Raw genomic sequence first — 17,803 nt, forward strand, 5'->3', positions numbered from 1 at the left:
GGATGGCGGTGATGCTGTCGGCATCCATCCGGAAATGCGCGGCGATCTCGCTCCGCGACGTCCGGCTGACGGTGACCATCTGCTGGCCGCGGCGGCGCATGCCGAGGCGAACCGCCAGGTGCCACTGCACGCGGAACAGGAAGGAGAAGTCCTGCGGGCGGATCGCGGGGGCGATATCGTGCAGGATCGTGATCTGGTTCGCGTAGGTCATCGGGGCGATGTTGGCGAAGTTCAGGAGCACGGGAGAGCCGTTCCGCCGCAGCCAGCGGGGGAGGTCGATCTGCTCCCACACCGCGCCCGCCGCCCGACCGACGACCTCGAACGGGACACCCTCGGGCACCTCGTCGACCGCGGCGGGGGGAACGACGAGGACGATGTCAGACCGCTCGTCCGCGAGGTGGCGGCTCAGCTCCACGGCGACGCGATGCACGCCGCCGAAGGAGTCCAGCAGAAATCGTCCGTTGATGGCGACCTTCACGGGGCCGTCCTTTCTGCGACGGTCGAGCACGCGGCGCGGCGACGTCATACCGGGGCCTCGCTGGGGGCGTGCCGCAGGTCGCGCAGCACGCGGAAGCAGCGGCGGGCGAGGAGGAGGGTGGCGGCGCCCTCGGTGAAGGCGTAGCCGAGGGCGGCCCCGAGCGGTCCCCACACCAGGGCGAGACCGATCATGAGGGGGATGCCGAGGGCGGTGGCGATGAGGGTCGCGCGCATCACGGCGCCGGCCTGACCGGCCGGGAAGAGCACCAGGCGGGCGACGGCGGTCCGCACCGAGAAGAAGAAGAACACCAGGCCCATCACCAGCAGGATGTCGAACGGGGCGGGAGCGGCGGGGAGGAACGTGCTCGTCAGCCACGGCCCGACCAGGGCGAGTCCCGCCCACCCGATCAGGCCGGCGCCCGCCGCGAGAACCAGCGCGACGCCCATCCGGCGTCCTCGGTGCGCGCCGTGCGCCTCGCCGATCCAGGCCTGCAGAGCGTTGGCGAGGGTCATCGGGATGAACTGCCCGAGCTTGAGCATCTTGTCGGCCGTGGCGTAGCCGCCGGCGGCCGAGGCCGAGGCGGTGACGTTCACGACGGGCGCGGGGACGCTGGAGTACCCGCTGAGCCCGGCGTCGTTGAGCGCGACCGAGAGGTTCGAGCGCAGCAGCGCGGGGATGTCCCGGGGACGCGGCCACGGACCCGGATGCCGGCGCAGCAGGCGCATCGTGAACAAGCCGGTCCCGATGAGGGTCACGGCGATTCCCGCGAGCGGGTACAGCACCACCACGCCGGTCATCAGGACGAGCCCCGCCGCGGCGAGGTTGGCGATGAGGCGGGGGGCGGCGTCGAAGATCACGATCGTCTTCGGATCCCCGACGCCCGCGCAGAACCACGTGAACGAGAGGGCGATGAGGGCGCCCTGGGCGCCCATGAGGACCGTGAGCCACTCGGACCCCGGCGAGGCGATGAACCAGCAGATCACCCCGAGCGCGGGCAGGGCGATGATCGAGATCATCAGGCGCACCGCGATGGACTCGCGGTAGAGGCGCGCGCGCTCGTCGTCGTCCGCGGCGATCGAGATCAGGGCCGGACCGATCGTGGCCCACCCCCATCCGATCGCGATGGCGGCGAAGGTCCCGATGCTCTCGCCGGCGATGGCGCTGGCCCATCCGCTCGCCCCGGCGATCTGGACGACGGCGGGCAGGGCGATCAACGGGGAGAGCGCGGCGATCGCGGGAACGAGGAGGAATCCGAGCAGGCGTCGCTTCATCGACGGACCTTGGAGCGGCGCGGCGTCGGCGGCGCTCATCGGCGCGCTCCCGCAGCGAGCATGCGCTCGAGCTCGACGGCGGTCGCCTCGGCCGCACCGTCCCACGTGAAGTGCGACGCCCATTCCTGCGCGCGGCCGCGCGCGGCGGCATCCGGCGGGCTCGCGAGCGCGGAGGCGAGCGCGGCGCCGAAGGCCGCGGCATCCGTCGCATCGGCGTACCGGGCGGCGTCGCCGCCGACCTCGCGCAGCACCGGGACGTCGTTCGCGAGCACGGGGACCGAGCGGCGGAGGGCGTCGACGACCGGCAGGCCGAATCCTTCGACGAGCGAGGGGCAGACGTACAGATCGGCGACCTGGAACAGGGCCTCCAGCTGCGCGTCGCTCACCCATCCCGGCAGCACGACGTCGCCCTGGAGCCCGAGGCGGGCGACGTCCTCATCGAGCGGATCGGGCAGTCGGCTGCCCGCGATCACGGTGACGGGGCGCCGGGCGGGCGGAAGGGACGCCACGGCGGAGAGGAGCCCGGGGAAGTTCTTGTGCGGCATCCGATTGCCGACGCTGAGGACGACGGGGCGTCCCGGGGGCAGGGCGAGGGATGCCACGACCGCGGCGGGATCGTCAACCGGTCGCGGATCGGCGCTGCCGTTGTGGACCACGGCGATGCGGTCAGCGTCGACGCCGAGGTTGCGGACGATGCTCTTCGCGGCGGCGTGCGAGACCGTCAGGACCCGATCAGCGGTCCGTGCCGAGCGGCGCATCAGCCAGGACGTGAGTCCGCGTTGCGCGCGCTGCGCGAGCCCCCCCGGGATCTCGTCGTAGATCGCGTCGTGGACGGTCACCACGCGCGGGACCCCGCGGAGCACGGGGCCGAAGTTCTGCGGGGCCCAGACGAGGTCGGCGCGGTGCCGACGCGCGATCGCGTCGGTGGCGGCCACCGCTCCGAGCGCCCAGGTCGCGGGGTCCGCGCCCACGACCCGCAGGGTCTGCACGCGGCCCGGGAAGAACGCCTCGACCCGTTCGGTCCCCGTGCGCCCGGTGAGGGCGGCGAAGCGCACGTCCGGAAGCAGGTCGCCGAGGCGCGGCAGAAGCTCCCGGACGTACGTCTCGGTCCCTCCCCGCGAGCCGGTGAAACCGAGGAGGTCGACGAGGATGCGGCCGGACGGCATCAGCTCTCGATGACGGCTTCGGGGCGCTGTTCGCGCCGGGGCGTGGTGAGCACGCCCGAGAAGAAGCTCATCATCACGGTCTGGAAGCCCAGGATGATCAGCAGTGCGCTGGGCACGGCGATGCGGACGGCCTGGGCGGCGTTCTGCGTGCCGAAATCGAGATTGCCCCACAGGATCACCTGCACGATGCCGATGACCACGCCGAGTACGAACAGGCCGAGGCCGATGAGGAGCCCGCGCTCGGCCGACCAACGCGCGACGATGCGCCGGTACCTCTCGCTGGTGGGCAGGAATCCCTCTTGCGTCGCGTAGAGCTTGGTCAGCCAGAAGAAGAGCAGGGATTGGAACCCGATGACGCACAGCGCGCTGGCGTAGACCATCGTCGTCACGTCGAAGCCGACGCCGCCGATGTTCACGCCCCCGAACGCGAGGACGCCCACGGCGATCGCGCCGAGGAAGAACGCCACCAGACCCGGGTAGACGAAGAGCCAGCGGGGCGCGAAGAGCAGCAGGAAGCGCAGGTGGCGCCAGCCGTCGTGCCAGCTGCGCAGGTGCGGCGGGCGGGACCGGCCGTCCTTCTTCAGCGTCGTGGGTACTTCTTCGATGCGGTAGCGGGCGAGCGAGGCGCGCACCACCATCTCGGAGGCGAACTCCATACCCGTGGTCTGCAGGTCGAGCTCGCGGATGCGGGCGCGGTTGAAGCCGCGCAGCCCGCAGTGGAAGTCCCGGATGCCGGGGCGGAAGAACAGCTCCCCGATGAAGGACAGCACCGGGTTGCCGAGATACTTGTGCAGCGGCGGCATGGCGCCGGGGGCGATGCCCCCGCGGAAACGGTTGCCCATGACGAGGTCAGCGCCCGCGCGCAGGCGCTCCACGAACGGTTCGAGGTTCTCGAAGTCGTAGCTGTCGTCGGCGTCGGCCATGATGATGTACCGGCCGCGGGCCTGCTCGATGCCGTTGATGAGGGCCGCGCCGTAGCCGCGCCGCGGTGCGTGCGAGACGCGGGCTCCCAAGCCCTCGGCGATGGCCTGCGAGCCGTCGGTGCTGCCGTTGTCGGAGATCAGAACCTCGCCGTGGATGCCGCTGCGCTGGAGGAATCCCTGCGCCTTGCGGATGCAGACCTCGAGGGTCTCGGCCTCGTTGAGGCACGGCATCAGGATCGTCAGTTCGACGGCGTCGTTCGGGGCGGGAGAGGTCACGGCGTGTCTTCTTTCATGATCCGCGGTGCGGGGGAGGTCGGCAGCTGCAACGCCGACAGGATCCCCTCCACGGTACGTCGGATGGTGCGGGTGCCCACGGCGGTGTCGTACCAGGCGCGCGCGGAGCGGCGCAGGTCGTCACCGCCGTCGGCGATGGCCCGGATCGCCCGGGCGAGGTCGGTGGGGGAAGTGGCGGGGGCGACGACGCCGTTGACGTCGTCGTCGACGAGCTCGGTCGCGGCGTTTCCCTCGTCGGCGACGAGGACGACGGGCGTGCCGTGGGCGTTCGCCTCGACCACGACGAGGCCGTAGCCCTCGCGTCGCGACGGGTTGATCAGGGCCAGGGCGCCGTGCAGGAGCGTGTCGAGCTCGGCATCCGACACGAAACCGGGGAACTCGGTCCACTCCGCACCGCCGACGCGATCCACCTCGGCGCGGACCTGCGGGGTACTCGGCCCCGTCCCGAGGATGACCAGGCGCAGGTCGGGGATCGCGGTGCGAGCCTCGGCGACGGCCGCCGGGAGCGTCTCGACGCGCTTGTCGGGGATGTGGCGGCCGGCGTACAGCACGTACGGGGGGCGGGATGCCGGGGACGTCGGTGCGGTCTCGACGGCGGCGTCGATGAGCCCGGGGCTGACGAGGGGCGCGCTGCGCAGTCCCTCGCGTCGTAGGCGGCTCGCGCTCAACTGCGAGTGGCAGGTCGCCAGCGGAGTCATCGCGATCGCGGCCCGTTGCAGGATCCAGGCGATCGTGCCGGTCACGGCCCCGGAATATTCGACCCACTGGCGGCGGTGCCAGACCTCCAGGTAGTCCACGACGAGTCGCGTTCCCGACCCCCAGAGGGCCAGGCGTGCGGCGAAGACGTTGAAGATCGGCAGTCCGCTGACGATGACCGCCGCGTACCGCGAACGACGTCGCCGCAGTTCCCGGAACAGGCCCGCGGCGTACCGCAGGGCCGCCGGGATGCGCCGGACTCCGTCGGCGGTGTACAGCGACAGACGCGTGGACACCGGCACGATCCGGAAGCGCTCTTCGGAGGGGACGGGGCCGTCCCACTGCACCGAAGTGAGGTAGTCGACATCGAGCCCGGCGGCGCCGATCGCGTCGGCGAACGCGCGGTACTGCCGCTCCCCGCCCCCGGTGGAGTACGGGAACAGGCAGTCGTACGCGACCGCGACGGTCGCTCGGCGCGCCATGATCAGCACCCCTCGATGCGGAACAGGCGGGCGTTCGGGCCTTGTTCATCCACGAGCACGAGGTGCGTCCCCGCCGCGAGGTCCTGGATCCCGTCGTACGCCGTCGCGCCCGCGGGATCGATCACGTCCTGTCGGCCGAAATCGAGCACGTAGTCCACGCCCAGGCCGTCCACGGTGCGGCAGACGGCGGGATCGGTGTCGATGTCGCGCAGGTGCGCGTTGAGGAACAGCACCTCGGGAGAGGGGGAGCCGAAGACGTGCTTCTGGACCACGTTCCGATCGGCGAACGCCAGGGCGAGGGACGTTCCCGTCCTCGGACTGCCGGCGATGAGGGCGTCGGCCGGGGTTTCGTCGTCGAGGCGTTCGAGCAGGGCCTGCTCGTCGCTCGAGAGGATCAGTGAGCTGTCGGTGTAGGCGTACGCCTCGTGGACCTGAGCGAGCGCGATGCGCACGTTCGGGCCGATGGCCACCGAGAACACGGCGGCGATCGCAGCGATTCCGGCGACGAGGCCGGTCCATGCGGGCAGGCGACGCGCGCGGCCCCAGCGGCGTGCGAGATCGACCACGGCGACGGCACCGAGAGTCGCCACGGGGACCGCGACGAGGGGCAGCAGAGCGGCCAGCCGGTTGGAGTCGTTGTACCAGGGGTTGGTCAGCAGCTGGCGCAGTGGGTGGTCGATCCGCAGGCCCGACGAGATCGCGAACAACAGCACCGCCACGGCGAACGGAGCGAGGACGGGAAGTTCCCGGGGGTGTCGGGCGACGACGACGAAACCCGCGATCAGCAGGACGGAGATGATCAGGGTCGGGGAGAATCCGCGCGGAGAGGCGAGCAGCCCCTCGCCGAGCGACTGGGCCAACTGCTGCCACGGAGCCCACCCGGAGTGCTCCGCCCCGGTGCGGAAGACGGTAACGGTTCCGACGATCGCGACGGCGAAACCGGCGGCCGCGATCGCGAGACCGAGGATCGACCCTCGCGTGCGTTCGGTCGCGGCTCGGACGGCGTGGGTGGTGATCACGACGGCGGCGGAGAAGAACAGCAGGCTGAGGAAGGCGTTGGGGTGGCCGAGGAACGTACCGCCGGCCAACAGGGCGGTGAGGAGCGCCGACCGTACGAGGGCCGGAGCCCGCCGCTCGCGCAGCATCGTCACGACCACCGCGAGGGCCGCGGGCATCATCGCGTATCCGACCAGGTTGGGGTAGAGCACGCCCCAGTTGAAGAAGAGGGCGGGGAACGCGCCGAAACCGGTCGAGAGGGCGGCTGAGACGATGTACGCGGTCCGCCTCTGCGCGAAGAACGCGCCCGCGAGCGCCAGGGTCGAGGCGGGCCACAGGATCGACACGATCGCGAGGTTCGCGCCGTTGACGGCTACCGGAACGGACGCGCCCGTCAGCTCGGCGCCGAGGGTCGTCAACGCGTGCCAGGCGTTCGGGTAGAAGCCGATGTCGGACGTCGAGCCGATCTGGAAGGGCGAGGCGCTGCCGTTCTGCAGACCGAGCGCGATCGCGTTGAGATGCACGATGTTGTCGAACCGCTGCGCGATGTTGTCGGGCGAACCGAAGGCGCGCGCGAAGACGACCGCGTTCGCGAGTGCGGCGGCAGCAAGAGAGACGAGCGCGACGAGTCCGACTCGGCGGTCGGCCGGGGCCCCGTCGGTACCCGCGAAGCGACGCAGACCGATCGCGATGCCGACCACGACGAGGGTCGTCAGCGCGAGGGGGACGAGATTCCACCGCAACCCCACCAGGGGGGCGACGGATGCCGCGACGGCGGCGACGGTGACCGAGATCGCCGGTGCGAGAAGCAGGCGCTGCGGGCTGCGAAAGCCCCAGCCGGCGACGACGACCGCTGCTCCCGGGACGATCAGAACGGCCGCGACGACGAGGTACGACGGAATCGCGCTGATCCAGTCACCCATGCAAGCCCGTCTCCGTTCGCGGTCATTTCGACACGCCATGCTAACGGACGGCACCTGATCCACCCCTGAGGGCGGCGGCGAGGTGCCCGCATAGACTGGTCGGGTGCGGGGCGAGACCCGCGCGTCCGTCGACACGAAAGTCTCTTTCTCCATGGATCTTCTCATCGTCGGTTCGGGCTTCTTCGGTCTCACGATCGCGGAGCGCGCGGCTGCCTCGGGTCGGAAGGTGACGGTCATCGATCGCCGTCACCACATCGGTGGCAACGCCTATTCCGAGGCCGAGTCCGAGACCGGTATCGAGGTGCACCGGTACGGCGCGCATCTGTTCCACACGTCGAACCCGTCGGTGTGGGAGTACGTCAACCGCTTCACCGACTTCACGTCGTACGTCCACCGCGTCTACACGACGCACAAGGGCGTGGTGTTCCCGCTGCCGATCAACCTCGGCACGATCAACCAGTTCTTCCAGGCGGCGTACACGCCCGACCAGGCGCGGGCGCTCGTGCAGGAGCTCGCCGGCGAGTTCGACGCGAAGGATGCCGCGAACCTCGAGGAGCGCGCGATCGGTCTGATCGGCCGACCGTTGTACGAGGCGTTCATCCGGGACTACACGGCCAAGCAGTGGCAGACCGATCCGAAGGATCTTCCGGCGGAGATCATTTCGCGGCTCCCCGTTCGGTACACGTACGACAACCGCTACTTCAACGACACGTGGGAGGGGCTCCCGGTCGACGGCTACACCGCGTGGCTGGAGCGGATGGCGGATCACCCGAACATCGAGGTGAAGCTCTCCACCGACTACTTCGACGAGACGCAGCCGTTGAACAAGGCGGCCACCGTCGGCCAGGTGCCGGTCGTCTACACCGGTCCCGTGGACCGCTACTTCGACTACGCGGAGGGCGAGCTGTCGTGGCGCACGCTCGATTTCGAGCAGGAAGTCCTGCCGATCGGTGACTTCCAGGGCACGAGCGTCATGAACTACGCCGATGCCGACGTCCCCTATACGCGCATCCACGAGTTCAAGCACTTCCACCCCGAGCGCGCTGATCGGTACCCCACCGACAAGACGGTGGTCGTGCGCGAGTACTCGCGCTTCGCCACGCGCGCGGATGAGCCGTACTACCCGGTGAACACTCCCGACGACCGGGCGGGGGTCCTGGCCTACCGCGAGCTGGCGAAGGGCGAGAAGGACGTGTTCTTCGGTGGCCGCCTCGGCACGTACCAGTACCTCGACATGCACATGGCGATCGGCTCGGCCCTGTCGATGTGGAACAACCAGCTGGCGTGACGGCGACCGGACTCTCCTCCCGCCACTCGCCGTCCCTCGCCCGCGCCGCGGGAGACGCGCGGTGGGAGTACCGTCCCGACGTCGACGGCTTGCGGGCCGTGGCCGTGCTGCTCGTCGTCACCTACCACGTGTGGTTCGGGCGCGTCTCAGGCGGCGTCGACGTCTTCCTGATGCTGTCCGCGTTCTTCTTGACGCGAGGGTTCGTCCGGCGCATGGCCGGCCCGACTCCGGTCCGCCCGGTGCGGCACCTGCTCGGCATCTTCCGTCGGCTGTTCCCGGCCGCGGCGATCACTCTCGTCGGGGTGCTCGCCCTCGTGCGGACCCTGTATCCGCCGACCGCGTTCGCCTCCGTCTGGGAGCAGACCTGGGCCTCGTTGCTCTACGTGCAGAACCGGCTCCTGGCGGCCGACGCGGTGGACTACTACGCCCGCACCGAGACGCCGAGTCCGCTGCAGCACTTCTGGTCGCTCTCGGTGCAGGGCCAGGCGTTCCTGTTGTGGGTGGCCGTCCTCGCGGTCTGCCAGATCGTCGTCCGCCGCTGGGCGCTCGCCCCCGATCGCGTGGTGGGAGCCGCCTTCGGCGCGGTGTTCGTGGCATCCTTCGTGTACTCGGTCCTCCTGACCGCCGCCGACCAGCGGGCCGCTTACTTCGACACCGGTGCCCGGCTGTGGGAATTCGCGGCGGGCTCGCTGCTCGTGGTGATCCTGCCCTCCGTGCGTCTCGGCGCGCCTGTCCGCGCGATCGTCGGGTGGGCGGGTCTGGTAGGGCTGCTCGTGCTCGGCATGGTCGTCGACGTGCGCGGAGGGTTCCCCGGGTTCCTCGCGCTGTGGCCCGTGCTGTGCGCGGCCGCCATCGTCGTCTCGGGCTCGGGGGAACGCCCCGCGGGTCCCGCGCGACTGCTGGCCTCCCGTCCGCTCGGGATGCTCGGACGCGACGCGTACGCCCTCTACCTCGTGCACTGGCCGGTGCTCATCACGCTGCTCGTGCTCACCGACCGGCCCGAGGCGGGCATCGTCGGCGGGGCGCTGGTCATCGGCGCGTCGCTCGTGCTGGCGCGGGGGCTCACCGCTCTCGTCGACGCGCCCGTCCGCGCCTGGCGGCGGACGGACCCCTCCCCTCTCGTCCCGGTCGCGGTGCTCGTCGTGGCGACCGCGGTCGTGGTGACGCCCCTCGCCGCCTGGCAGGTGTCCACGGCGATCCAGGACCGGGAGATCGAGGCCCGCGCCCTGCTCGACAACCCCGGCGCCGCCGTTCTGCGCGACTCCGCGCTTCCCGAGCCGCCCGCGGAGGCCGCTCTGCTTCCGCTGCCGACCATGCTCGAAGAGGAGTGGGTGCACCTCGACCACGAGTGCGCGGCGGAACGCGCCGTGCAGGAGGACATCTTGCACGGGACGTGCTCGGAGACCCGCGGCACCTCCCGCGCGGGCGACACCGTCGTCGTGATCGGCGACTCGCACTCCCAGCAGGTCACGGGAGCCCTCCTCCCCGTCGCGGCCGACAACGGGTGGGGTGTCGTGTTCCTCATCAAGGGCGGATGCTCCATGGGCATGGACGACCCCGGACTGGATGACCAGTGCGGGGCGTGGCGTGAGGCGGCGATCGCCCACGCGGAGCGGATCGCGCCCGCGGCCGTGCTGACCGTCGTCACCCGCTCCGATGCCGGCGACACGGATGAGACCCTCCGGCCGGGCATCGAACGTTTCCTCGGACGCATGGGCGACGCGGGCATCGACGTCATCGCGGTCCGCGACAACCCCCGGTTCGCGTTCGACATGTACGGGTGCGTGATGGAGGCGGACGATCCCGTCGACTGCGCCGTTCCTCGGGCCGGTTCCCTCGCCGACGTCAATCCGGCGCGGGATCTCGCCGCCCCCGGGGTGCGGCTCGTCGACCTCACGCAGTGGATCTGCCCCGACGACTTCTGCCCCGGCGTGATCGGCAACGTCGCGGTCTACCGCGACGACAACCACCTCTCTCGTACGTACTCCCGCACCCTCGCCCCGTCGCTGGCCGAGCAGCTGCCCCTCAGCCTCGGGTGAGGGCGGGCGCATAGGATTCTCCGGTGACCCCCGCCACCGTCGGCGCCCCCGGATCGGTGCGGCGCTCCCTCCACTCGCTGTGGTTGCTGTCGTCGCGCGATCTGCGTGTGCGGTACTCCACGAGCGCGCTGGGATACCTGTGGTCGGTGCTGGATCCGCTCGTGATGAGCGGGATCTACTGGTTCGTCTTCACCCAGGTCTTCCACCGGTCGGTGGGGGAGGACCCGTACATCGTGTTCCTCATCGCGGCGCTGCTGCCGTGGGTGTGGTTCAACTCCGCGGTGACCGACTTCACGCGGGCGTTCAAGAAGGACGCCCGTCTGGTGCGCTCCACGTCGATCCCGCGCACCATCTGGGTCACGCGCATCGTGCTCAGCAAGGGGATCGAGTTCCTCTTCTCCCTCCCCGTGCTCGTGCTCTTCGCCCTGTTCGGGGGCGCTCAGGTGTCGTGGGGGCTGCTGCTGTTCCCCGTCGCCGTACTGCTGCAGACGATGCTGCTGGTCGGACTGGGCCTCATCGTCGCCCCGCTGTGCGTGATGTTCGGCGACCTCGAGCGGACGACCCGTCTCGTGCTGCGGGCGCTGTTCTACGCCTCCCCGATCATCTACGGCGTCGGCAACCTTCCCGGCGTCTTCGCCGACCTCGCTGCCTTCAACCCGCTGGCCGGCATCATCACGCTGTACCGCGTCGGGTTCTTCCCCGACCAATGGGATCCGCTCACGGTGATCGTCGGCGCCGCGCTGAGCCTCGGCATCCTGGGTCTGGGTGTGTGGCTGTTCCCGCGCCTGGAGCGTCCGGTGCTGAAGGAGCTGTGATGGACCGTCCCGCTATCGAGGTGCACGATCTCGGCGTGCGCTTCCGACGCAACCGTCGCGGCGGCCGCTCGCTCAAGGACCTCTTCGGGGGTGCGGCCCGCCGGACGCGTCCCGACGAGTTCTGGGCCCTACGCGGGGTGTCGTTCTCGGTGGGGCCCGGCGAGGCGATCGGCGTCGTGGGACGCAACGGACAGGGCAAGTCCACGCTCCTCAAGCTCGTCGCCGGCGTCCTGCTGCCCGACGAGGGCACGGTCGAGGTGCACGGAGGCGTCGCGCCGCTCATCGAGATCACCGGCGGCTTCGTCGGCGACCTGACGGTGCGCGAGAACGTGCGCCTCACCGCCGGACTGCACGGGATGCCGCGCGCCGAGGTCTCGCGCCGGTTCGACGACATGATCACCTTCGCCGAGATCGGCGACTTCGTGGACACCCCGTACAAGCACCTCTCGAACGGGATGAAGGTGCGCTTGGCGTTCTCGGTCGTCTCGCAGCTGGACGAACCGATCCTGCTCGTGGACGAGGTGCTCGCCGTCGGCGACCGGTCGTTCCGCGAGAAGTGCTACCGCCGGATCGACGAGCTACTCGCCGACGGCCGGACGCTCTTCTTCGTCAGCCACAACGAGAAGGACCTGCGCCGCTTCTGCTCGCGCGGGCTCTATCTCGACGGCGGCGGGCTGCAGCTGGACGCCCCGATCGCCGAGGTCCTCGACCGCTACAACGCCGACTACGCGACCGGCTGAGCGGGCTCCAGCGGCGGCATCGGGCGCCAGGAGGCGTCGCGCGAGATCGTGCGTCCGTCGCGGAGCCCACGGAAGAGGTGGCTCGTGCCGCGCAGCTTCCGCTCCACCACGACCAGGCGGATGAGCTCCTTGACGAAGGTCAGGGCCGTTCCGGCCGCGAACGGCACGGCCCGGTAGACGCCGAGCTCGCGGTAGTACTTCGCCAGGTACGCGCGGTTGCGCATGATGTAGTACCGGTACGCGTCGCTGGAGGCGTTCATGTGCCGGATGCCCATGTCCCACTGCTTGATCTCGCGGGTGCGTCGCAGGACGAACTCGTTCACGATGACCGAGTCGGTCACGCGGGACGCGAGCCAGCCGTAGAGCTGGTCGTCCCAGTAGATGAAGAAGCGCGGGTCGGGCAGGCCGATCTTCGCCACGACGTCGCGGTGGATGAACATGCCCTCGAAGCAGCCCGAGTTCATCGGCTTGAAGCCCGACGAGTCGAATCCGGCGGGGGCGAAGGGGATGGGAATCGCCATCGACTCGGCCACGCGGTACTGCCAGTAGAACTCGCTGCCGTCGTAGTCGTAGCGGCGACCCTGGATGCTGCGGAACTTCGGCGCCCATCGCCCCATGCGGTCCAGGCCGTCGGTGACGACCTCGACGTCGTCGTCCATGAGCCAGATCCACTCCGAGCCCAGCTCGTACGCGACGCGCATGCCCTCGCTGAAACCGCCGGAGCCTCCGGTGTTGGTCTCGAGGCGGCGGTACACCAGTTCGGTGGGGAGCCGATCGCGGAAGGACTCGACGACCTCGGTGGTGTCATCCGTCGAGGCATTGTCGATGATCACGAGGTGCCCGGGGGCGGGAGACATCCGCTCGATGCTCTCGAGCAGGCGCGTGAGCAGAGTGGTGCGGTTGTAGGTGACGACGACGATGGTCGCGGTTGACGGATCGAAGGATGCCACGCTCACGCACGCTCCTCGAAGGTCGCGCGCCACTGCGCCTCGGACACCATGTCGGGGAGGGCCTGGCGGTACTGCTTCGACAGGCGGGGCCACTCGCGCTGGAGGCGGCGGTGCAGGCGCACGGTGTCCAGGAGCATCCGGCGGAACTGCGCGCGGTCACGCGTGTAGACGTTCTTGCCCGACCCGTCGGCGGCGCTGACCAGGGCGCTGTCGTACAGGGGTACGCGCCACCAGTGGGCGTCGCCCTTGCCGAACTCGACCTCGGGCTGCTCGAGGTTCTCGGGGCGGGGTGCGTGCACCCAGTGCGAGATGAGCGTGCGGATGGTGAACGTGCGGAGGGCCAGCCCGGTGGGGCTGTCGAACTCGTTCTTCTTCAGGCGTCGGAAGACCTGGCGTCCGCGTCGCGAGCGCAGCGGCACGCCGGAGTCCTTGTGGATGCGGGTCTCGGGGTGCTTCTGCGCGATGAGACGGGCCTCGGGCATGGCCCGGTCGAGCGTTTCGCGCATGTGCGCGGGCCCGGAGAGGATGTCCCGCAGTGCCCGGTGGCGGAGCTCGACGGGGTAGTACTGCATCATCATGAGGTGCTTCAGGTCGACGCGTCGGCTGTGGCGGATGAGGGTGCCGCCGCGCGGAGACCGCGAGTGCAGGAGGGCGGCCACGATGCGGTTGCGCGCGTGGAAGTAGGCCTGCCAGTCGATCGAGTCGTCCTTGCCGACCCACGACACGTGCCACAGTGCGACGCCGGGCATGGAGACCGTCGGGTAGCCGGCATCCCGGGCCCGCACGCAGAACTCCGCGTCGTCCCACTTGATGAAGGCCGGAAGGGACAGACCGATCTCGCGCAGAATGCTGGTCGGGATGAGACACATCCACCAGCCGTTGTAGTCGGCGTCGAGGCGCATGTGCAGCATCGGCGTCTGGCGCAGGTTCGCGACGCTGAAGTCGTGCGGGAGGCGCTCCTGGAAGAGCGCGCGCCACATGAACGGCTCGTCGTCGACGACCTCGGCCCAGGCGTGGAGCTTCGGGCGGTCGAGGAGGTCGAACATGTGCGCGCCGACGATCGTGGGGACCGAGGCGTAGCGGCCGAAGACGACCGAGCGGCGGATGGACTCGGGCTCGATGCGCACGTCGTCGTCGAGGAGTTGGACGAAGTCGCTCTCGGGCCGCTGCAAGGTTTCGACCATGGCGCGGGCGAATCCGCCGGAGCCGCCCAGGTTGGGCTGGCGTACCACCTGCAGGGTCTCGCCCAAGCGTGCGGCGACCTCGGGGAACTCGGTCTCGTCCGAGACGAGCGCCGTGCCCTGATCGATGAGGAAGACGCGGTCGACGACGTCGAGCACATCCGGCGAATCGGCCAGGGCCTGCAGCGTCGTCACGCAGTAGTCGGGCTTGTTGAAGGTGGTGATACCGATGCTCGCCTTGCCGGCGCGCACGGGCTCCTGCTCGGTCGTCCACTGGGCGCCCTCGAACATCGCGTCGGTGCGGTCGGCGGCGACGTCGAACCAGATCCAGCCGCCGTCGCTGTACTGGTCGAGCACGAGGTCGAAGGTGCTGTCGACCCCATCGCCCCGGACCTCGCGGGTCTCGATGCGCTGCCGCGTGCCGCCGCCGGTGGAGCGGTAGACCAGGATCGTGGCATCCCCGGAGGTGCGCACGCTCAGGCGGACCTCGCGCACGGCCGTCCAGTGCTGCCAGTAGGCGGCGGGGAAGGCGTTGAAGTAGGTGCCGAACGAGACGCGGCGACCGGCGACGATGCGGGCCCGGTGCCGGTCGAGCACGTTGCTCAGCTGGGCGACGTTGGTGACCCGCACGGGCTCTTCGTCGATCGTCGACCACGTCTCGGGGTCGACGTACAGGGGGAGCAGATCGGGATCGCGGTCCAGGGGGAGCACCGCGTTCTGAAGGGTGTACGTCACGAAGAAGTCTTTCGTCGAAGGCGCGGGCCGTCGCGGCCAGCCCGCAGTCTACCCGGCGCCGTCGGGCCGGCCCTGAGCGTCGGCCCCGCCCGTCGCGACGCCGGGAGCGGGAGCGGCGCGGTTGCCGAGCCGCTCGCGCCAGGACCTGGACTGCCCCGCCCGCACCGCGCACAGCACGAGCAGCAAGAGCCCGGCGCCCGACAGCACGGAGCTCTCGAACAGCGACACCGTCAGTAGCGCGACGAGTGTCAACGGCGCCCACGTGTGCACGACCGCGCGACGCTCGCCCGCCACCAACCAGGCGCGCGCCAGGGCGAGCGCGCACAGGACGAGGAAGACGAGCAGTCCCGCCCAGCCCAGCTGCAGCAACACGTCGAGGTACGCGTTGAGCGCGGAGGCGTGCTGCTGGTCCAGACCGAAATTGAGGACGCTGAACGGTGCGGTGTCGGGCGGCCAGGGCCCGAACCACCCGAACCCGTGGACGGGACTGTCGTCGGAGAACCGGAGGATCTCGCCCCACAGATCGGTACGCAGCGACAAATCGTCGCGGCCGTCGAGGGCTGCGGCGATCGCCGCGCGTTGCGCCCAGGCGAGGGCGAGCGCCGCGAGGACCGCGACCCCGAGCGTCAGCTGAGCCGCGCGGCGCCGGCGCGGGGCCAGGGTGCGCACCGCCGCGAGTGCCGCGGCGGCCACGGCGGTGACCACCGCCACCAGGACGACCGTGGGGGAGCCGCTCAGCAGGGCGAGGCCCACCGAGAGCGCGACCGATGCCGCCGCCGTGGCGGGCCGGACCGACCGCGTGCGCCATTCCACGAGGAACGTCAGGAGCGCGATCACCGTCACGACGCCCAGGTCGTTGCGGCTCCCGAACAGCCCCTGGACCGGGCCGAGTTCGGTGATGTCGCCCCGGATGCCGAGGAACGGGATGGGGGTGTCCCACAGGATGCCGCTGAGCACCTCGAGCGCGAGCGAGGCCGCCAGCAGCCAGCGCAAGACGTCGCCGAGCGCCCGCACGCTCTGGTGGGCGTCGCGCACGTGCCCGATGACGACGCCGAGGAACGACACCCCCACCAGGGCCGCCCATCCCACGGCGGTGCGGGCGGCGTCGGTGCTCCACAGCACGCTGGCGCCCGCCCAGACCACGAACACCACGAGGGTCGTGGGAGCGAGGTGCAGCACCTCGATTTCGCGGCGGCGCACGATCAGCATGGCGACGCCGAGCGCGCACAGTCCCGTCAGGACGGTCGCATACGTGACGTCGCCGGCGAGGCCCCGGATCGCGGAGGCGCCGAAGACGGCCGCGAAGGATGCGATGGTGAACGCCCGCGCCAGCTCCGCCGACGCCAGGACCGGTCGGGGATCGGGGCGCGTGGGGGAGCGGTCGGCGCTCACGACCCCGATCTCTGGAGCTCGCCGCGCTCGATCGCGATGCTCTGCTCGGCGGGGCCCACGCCCACGAGCGGGGACTGCTTGATCTTCGACCCGAACAGCACGACGAACATCCATCCCCACAGCAGCAGCGGTGCCGACTCGGTGAGGCCCTGCACGACGAGGAGGCCGCCGATCAGCGTGGGCAGGAGCGTGAGCGGGGAGTAGGGGCGGTCGGCGCGCAGATCCCATCGCGGGCGGTCGACGGCGAAGAACCACGACCGCCAGACGTAGGCGAGGAACACCAGCGCCAGCAGGACGACGCCGACACCGCCCAGCTGCAGGTAGGCGTCGAGCCACATGCTGTGCGCCTGCACGACCGTCTGCCCGTGGTCGACGACCCACCCGTCGATCAGCGGCTCGGAGGCGATCCAGGGCGTGGAGAACCCCCAGCCGACGAGGGGGTGCTGGTCGGCACGCGCGAGCACGTCGGCCCAGATGCCCTCGCGTCCGGTCAGGTCGGCGCCGCGGCCGAGGATGCCGAAGACCCCGTCGCGCCCGAACCACAGGACGGCGCCCCCGCCGAGGCCGATGAGCGCGTACAGCACGTACCATCGCGTCCGCTCGCCGGGGCGGCGGGCGGTGCGCATCACCATCACCGTGGCCAGGACGAGCACGACGAACCCCGCGGCGATCACGGTCGTGGCGGAGCCGGCCCGCACGAACAGGAACGCGGCGACGACGATCCACCCGACCAGGAGGGATCGGCGCGGTGCCCCCGCGGCGATGCGGATGGCGAACACGATGATCGCCACGAGCATCGCGGCACCGAGGAGATTCGCGTTGCCGAAGATCCCCTGGATGCGACCTCCGTCGAACAGGTTGTCGCGCGACCAGTACACGATCGGATCCATGCGTCCCACGGGCAGGACGAATCCCGGCAGCAGAGGGCCGCGGACGAAGAGCGACACCGCCAGCTCGAACAGCAGCGAGAGTCCGACGATCCACTTGGCCGCCGAGGCGACCGCGCGGACGACGTCGCGCCACGCCAGCACCGCGCCGATGAACAGTCCCTGGAAGGTGGTGAGAGCTAGCAGCAGCCAGGTGAGGACGGATGCCGCCGGCCACGCGCTCCACGCCACCGAGGCCCCGGCCCACGCGACGTAGGCGAACGCGAGCCACGGAAGACGACGGACGGCGACGGGCGGTCGCACGACGATCCACACCACCGCCGACACGATCCCGGCGGCGACCACCACGACGCCGGTGGCGGTAGGGCCGATCGCGTTGACGACCCCGACACCGCCGAGGGCGAGGACCAGGACGAAGACGCACCACGCGCGGAGGAGCAGGTGACCCGTGGTCTCCCGCGTCGGAGCGGCCGGCAGCGCCGAGACCGGGTGACTGGTGTACATCGCCATGGTCAGATCAGGCTACCGTCCGCCGCTCTCCGGGCCG

At 70.6% G+C, this 17,803-nt stretch carries 14 protein-coding genes; 4 read left to right on the plus strand and 10 right to left on the minus strand.

The window, feature by feature from the left end; genetic code table 11:
• From FE256_RS07835 to FE256_RS07860, 6 genes are all read right to left on the minus strand, one after another.
• Positions 1–478: glycosyltransferase (locus FE256_RS07835; RefSeq protein WP_138174436.1), on the minus strand; the 478-nt coding region annotated here is incomplete at its 3' end.
• 44 nt (positions 479–522) lie between these two features.
• Positions 523–1,788 carry a lipopolysaccharide biosynthesis protein gene (locus FE256_RS07840; RefSeq protein ID WP_138174438.1) on the minus strand — a complete coding sequence of 422 codons (1,266 nt, stop codon included), beginning with the start codon at positions 1,786–1,788 and terminating at the stop codon, positions 523–525.
• A complete protein-coding gene (locus FE256_RS07845) occupies positions 1,785–2,915 on the minus strand; it encodes a glycosyltransferase family 4 protein (protein ID WP_138174440.1) in 1,131 nt (376 codons plus the stop codon). The genes FE256_RS07840 and FE256_RS07845 overlap by 4 nt, the downstream gene beginning before the upstream one ends.
• Positions 2,915–4,114, minus strand: coding sequence for a glycosyltransferase family 2 protein (locus FE256_RS07850; RefSeq protein ID WP_252370941.1), 1,200 nt, complete (start codon positions 4,112–4,114; stop codon positions 2,915–2,917). The genes FE256_RS07845 and FE256_RS07850 overlap by 1 nt, the downstream gene beginning before the upstream one ends.
• A complete protein-coding gene (locus tag FE256_RS07855; protein WP_138174442.1) occupies positions 4,111–5,310 on the minus strand; it encodes a glycosyltransferase family 4 protein in 1,200 nt (399 codons plus the stop codon). Before FE256_RS07855 ends, FE256_RS07850 begins: the two co-directional genes overlap by 4 nt.
• Positions 5,311–5,312: 2 nt before the next feature.
• Positions 5,313–7,229: a DUF6541 family protein gene (locus tag FE256_RS07860; RefSeq protein WP_138174444.1), complete on the minus strand. Its 1,917-nt coding sequence runs from the start codon at positions 7,227–7,229 to the stop codon at positions 5,313–5,315.
• A 151-nt stretch (positions 7,230–7,380) separates the two neighbouring features.
• Here FE256_RS07860 and glf point away from each other — a divergent pair, with 151 nt between their 5' ends.
• Genes glf through FE256_RS07880 form a run of 4 tightly spaced genes read left to right on the plus strand, consistent with a single transcriptional unit; the run spans position 7,381 to position 12,111 of the window.
• On the plus strand, positions 7,381–8,517 hold the full coding sequence (glf, locus tag FE256_RS07865; protein WP_138174446.1) for a UDP-galactopyranose mutase: 1,137 nt from the start codon (positions 7,381–7,383) through the stop codon (positions 8,515–8,517).
• Entirely contained in the window at positions 8,514–10,556 is a 2,043-nt protein-coding gene (locus FE256_RS07870) for an acyltransferase family protein (RefSeq protein WP_171024251.1), read from the plus strand. The genes glf and FE256_RS07870 overlap by 4 nt, the downstream gene beginning before the upstream one ends.
• 23 nt (positions 10,557–10,579) lie before the next feature.
• Complete coding sequence (locus FE256_RS07875) at positions 10,580–11,371, plus strand: ABC transporter permease (RefSeq protein ID WP_138174450.1); 792 nt, start codon at positions 10,580–10,582, stop codon at positions 11,369–11,371.
• Positions 11,371–12,111 (plus strand): ABC transporter ATP-binding protein, encoded by a 741-nt coding sequence (locus FE256_RS07880; RefSeq protein WP_138174452.1) that lies wholly within the window; start codon positions 11,371–11,373, stop codon positions 12,109–12,111. The genes FE256_RS07875 and FE256_RS07880 overlap by 1 nt, the downstream gene beginning before the upstream one ends.
• On the opposite strand, the gene FE256_RS07885 is transcribed toward FE256_RS07880, so the two are convergent.
• Genes FE256_RS07885 through FE256_RS07900 form a run of 4 tightly spaced genes read right to left on the minus strand, consistent with a single transcriptional unit; the run spans position 12,096 to position 17,766 of the window.
• Positions 12,096–13,061 (minus strand): glycosyltransferase family 2 protein, encoded by a 966-nt coding sequence (locus FE256_RS07885; RefSeq protein ID WP_138174493.1) that lies wholly within the window; start codon positions 13,059–13,061, stop codon positions 12,096–12,098. The two genes, FE256_RS07880 and FE256_RS07885, sit on opposite strands and share 16 nt — an antisense overlap.
• A 2-nt stretch (positions 13,062–13,063) precedes the next feature.
• Complete coding sequence (locus tag FE256_RS07890) at positions 13,064–14,977, minus strand: glycosyltransferase (protein ID WP_138174454.1); 1,914 nt, start codon at positions 14,975–14,977, stop codon at positions 13,064–13,066.
• A 48-nt stretch (positions 14,978–15,025) separates the two neighbouring features.
• Entirely contained in the window at positions 15,026–16,369 is a 1,344-nt protein-coding gene (locus FE256_RS07895; protein ID WP_252370942.1) for an O-antigen ligase family protein, read from the minus strand.
• Entirely contained in the window at positions 16,366–17,766 is a 1,401-nt protein-coding gene (locus tag FE256_RS07900) for an O-antigen ligase family protein (RefSeq protein WP_138174458.1), read from the minus strand. Before FE256_RS07900 ends, FE256_RS07895 begins: the two co-directional genes overlap by 4 nt.
• Between the last annotated feature and the right edge of the window lie 37 nt (positions 17,767–17,803).

The organism is Microbacterium sp. 5K110 (assembly GCF_005774735.1).
In the GTDB taxonomy this organism is placed as follows: Bacteria; Actinomycetota; Actinomycetes; order Actinomycetales; family Microbacteriaceae; genus Microbacterium.

What these genes read in the sequence shown, in the direction of transcription:
- FE256_RS07860 (WP_138174444.1), bottom strand. Translation starts at nt 7,229, where the DNA reads ATGGGTGACTGGATCAGCGCGATTCCGTCGTACCTCGTCGTCGCGGCC.
- FE256_RS07840 (WP_138174438.1), bottom strand. Translation starts at nt 1,788, where the DNA reads ATGAGCGCCGCCGACGCCGCGCCGCTCCAAGGTCCGTCGATGAAGCGA.
- glf (WP_138174446.1), top strand. Translation starts at nt 7,381, where the DNA reads ATGGATCTTCTCATCGTCGGTTCGGGCTTCTTCGGTCTCACGATCGCG.
- FE256_RS07900 (WP_138174458.1), bottom strand. Translation starts at nt 17,766, where the DNA reads ATGGCGATGTACACCAGTCACCCGGTCTCGGCGCTGCCGGCCGCTCCG.
- FE256_RS07880 (WP_138174452.1), top strand. Translation starts at nt 11,371, where the DNA reads ATGGACCGTCCCGCTATCGAGGTGCACGATCTCGGCGTGCGCTTCCGA.
- FE256_RS07855 (WP_138174442.1), bottom strand. Translation starts at nt 5,310, where the DNA reads ATGGCGCGCCGAGCGACCGTCGCGGTCGCGTACGACTGCCTGTTCCCG.
- FE256_RS07845 (WP_138174440.1), bottom strand. Translation starts at nt 2,915, where the DNA reads ATGCCGTCCGGCCGCATCCTCGTCGACCTCCTCGGTTTCACCGGCTCG.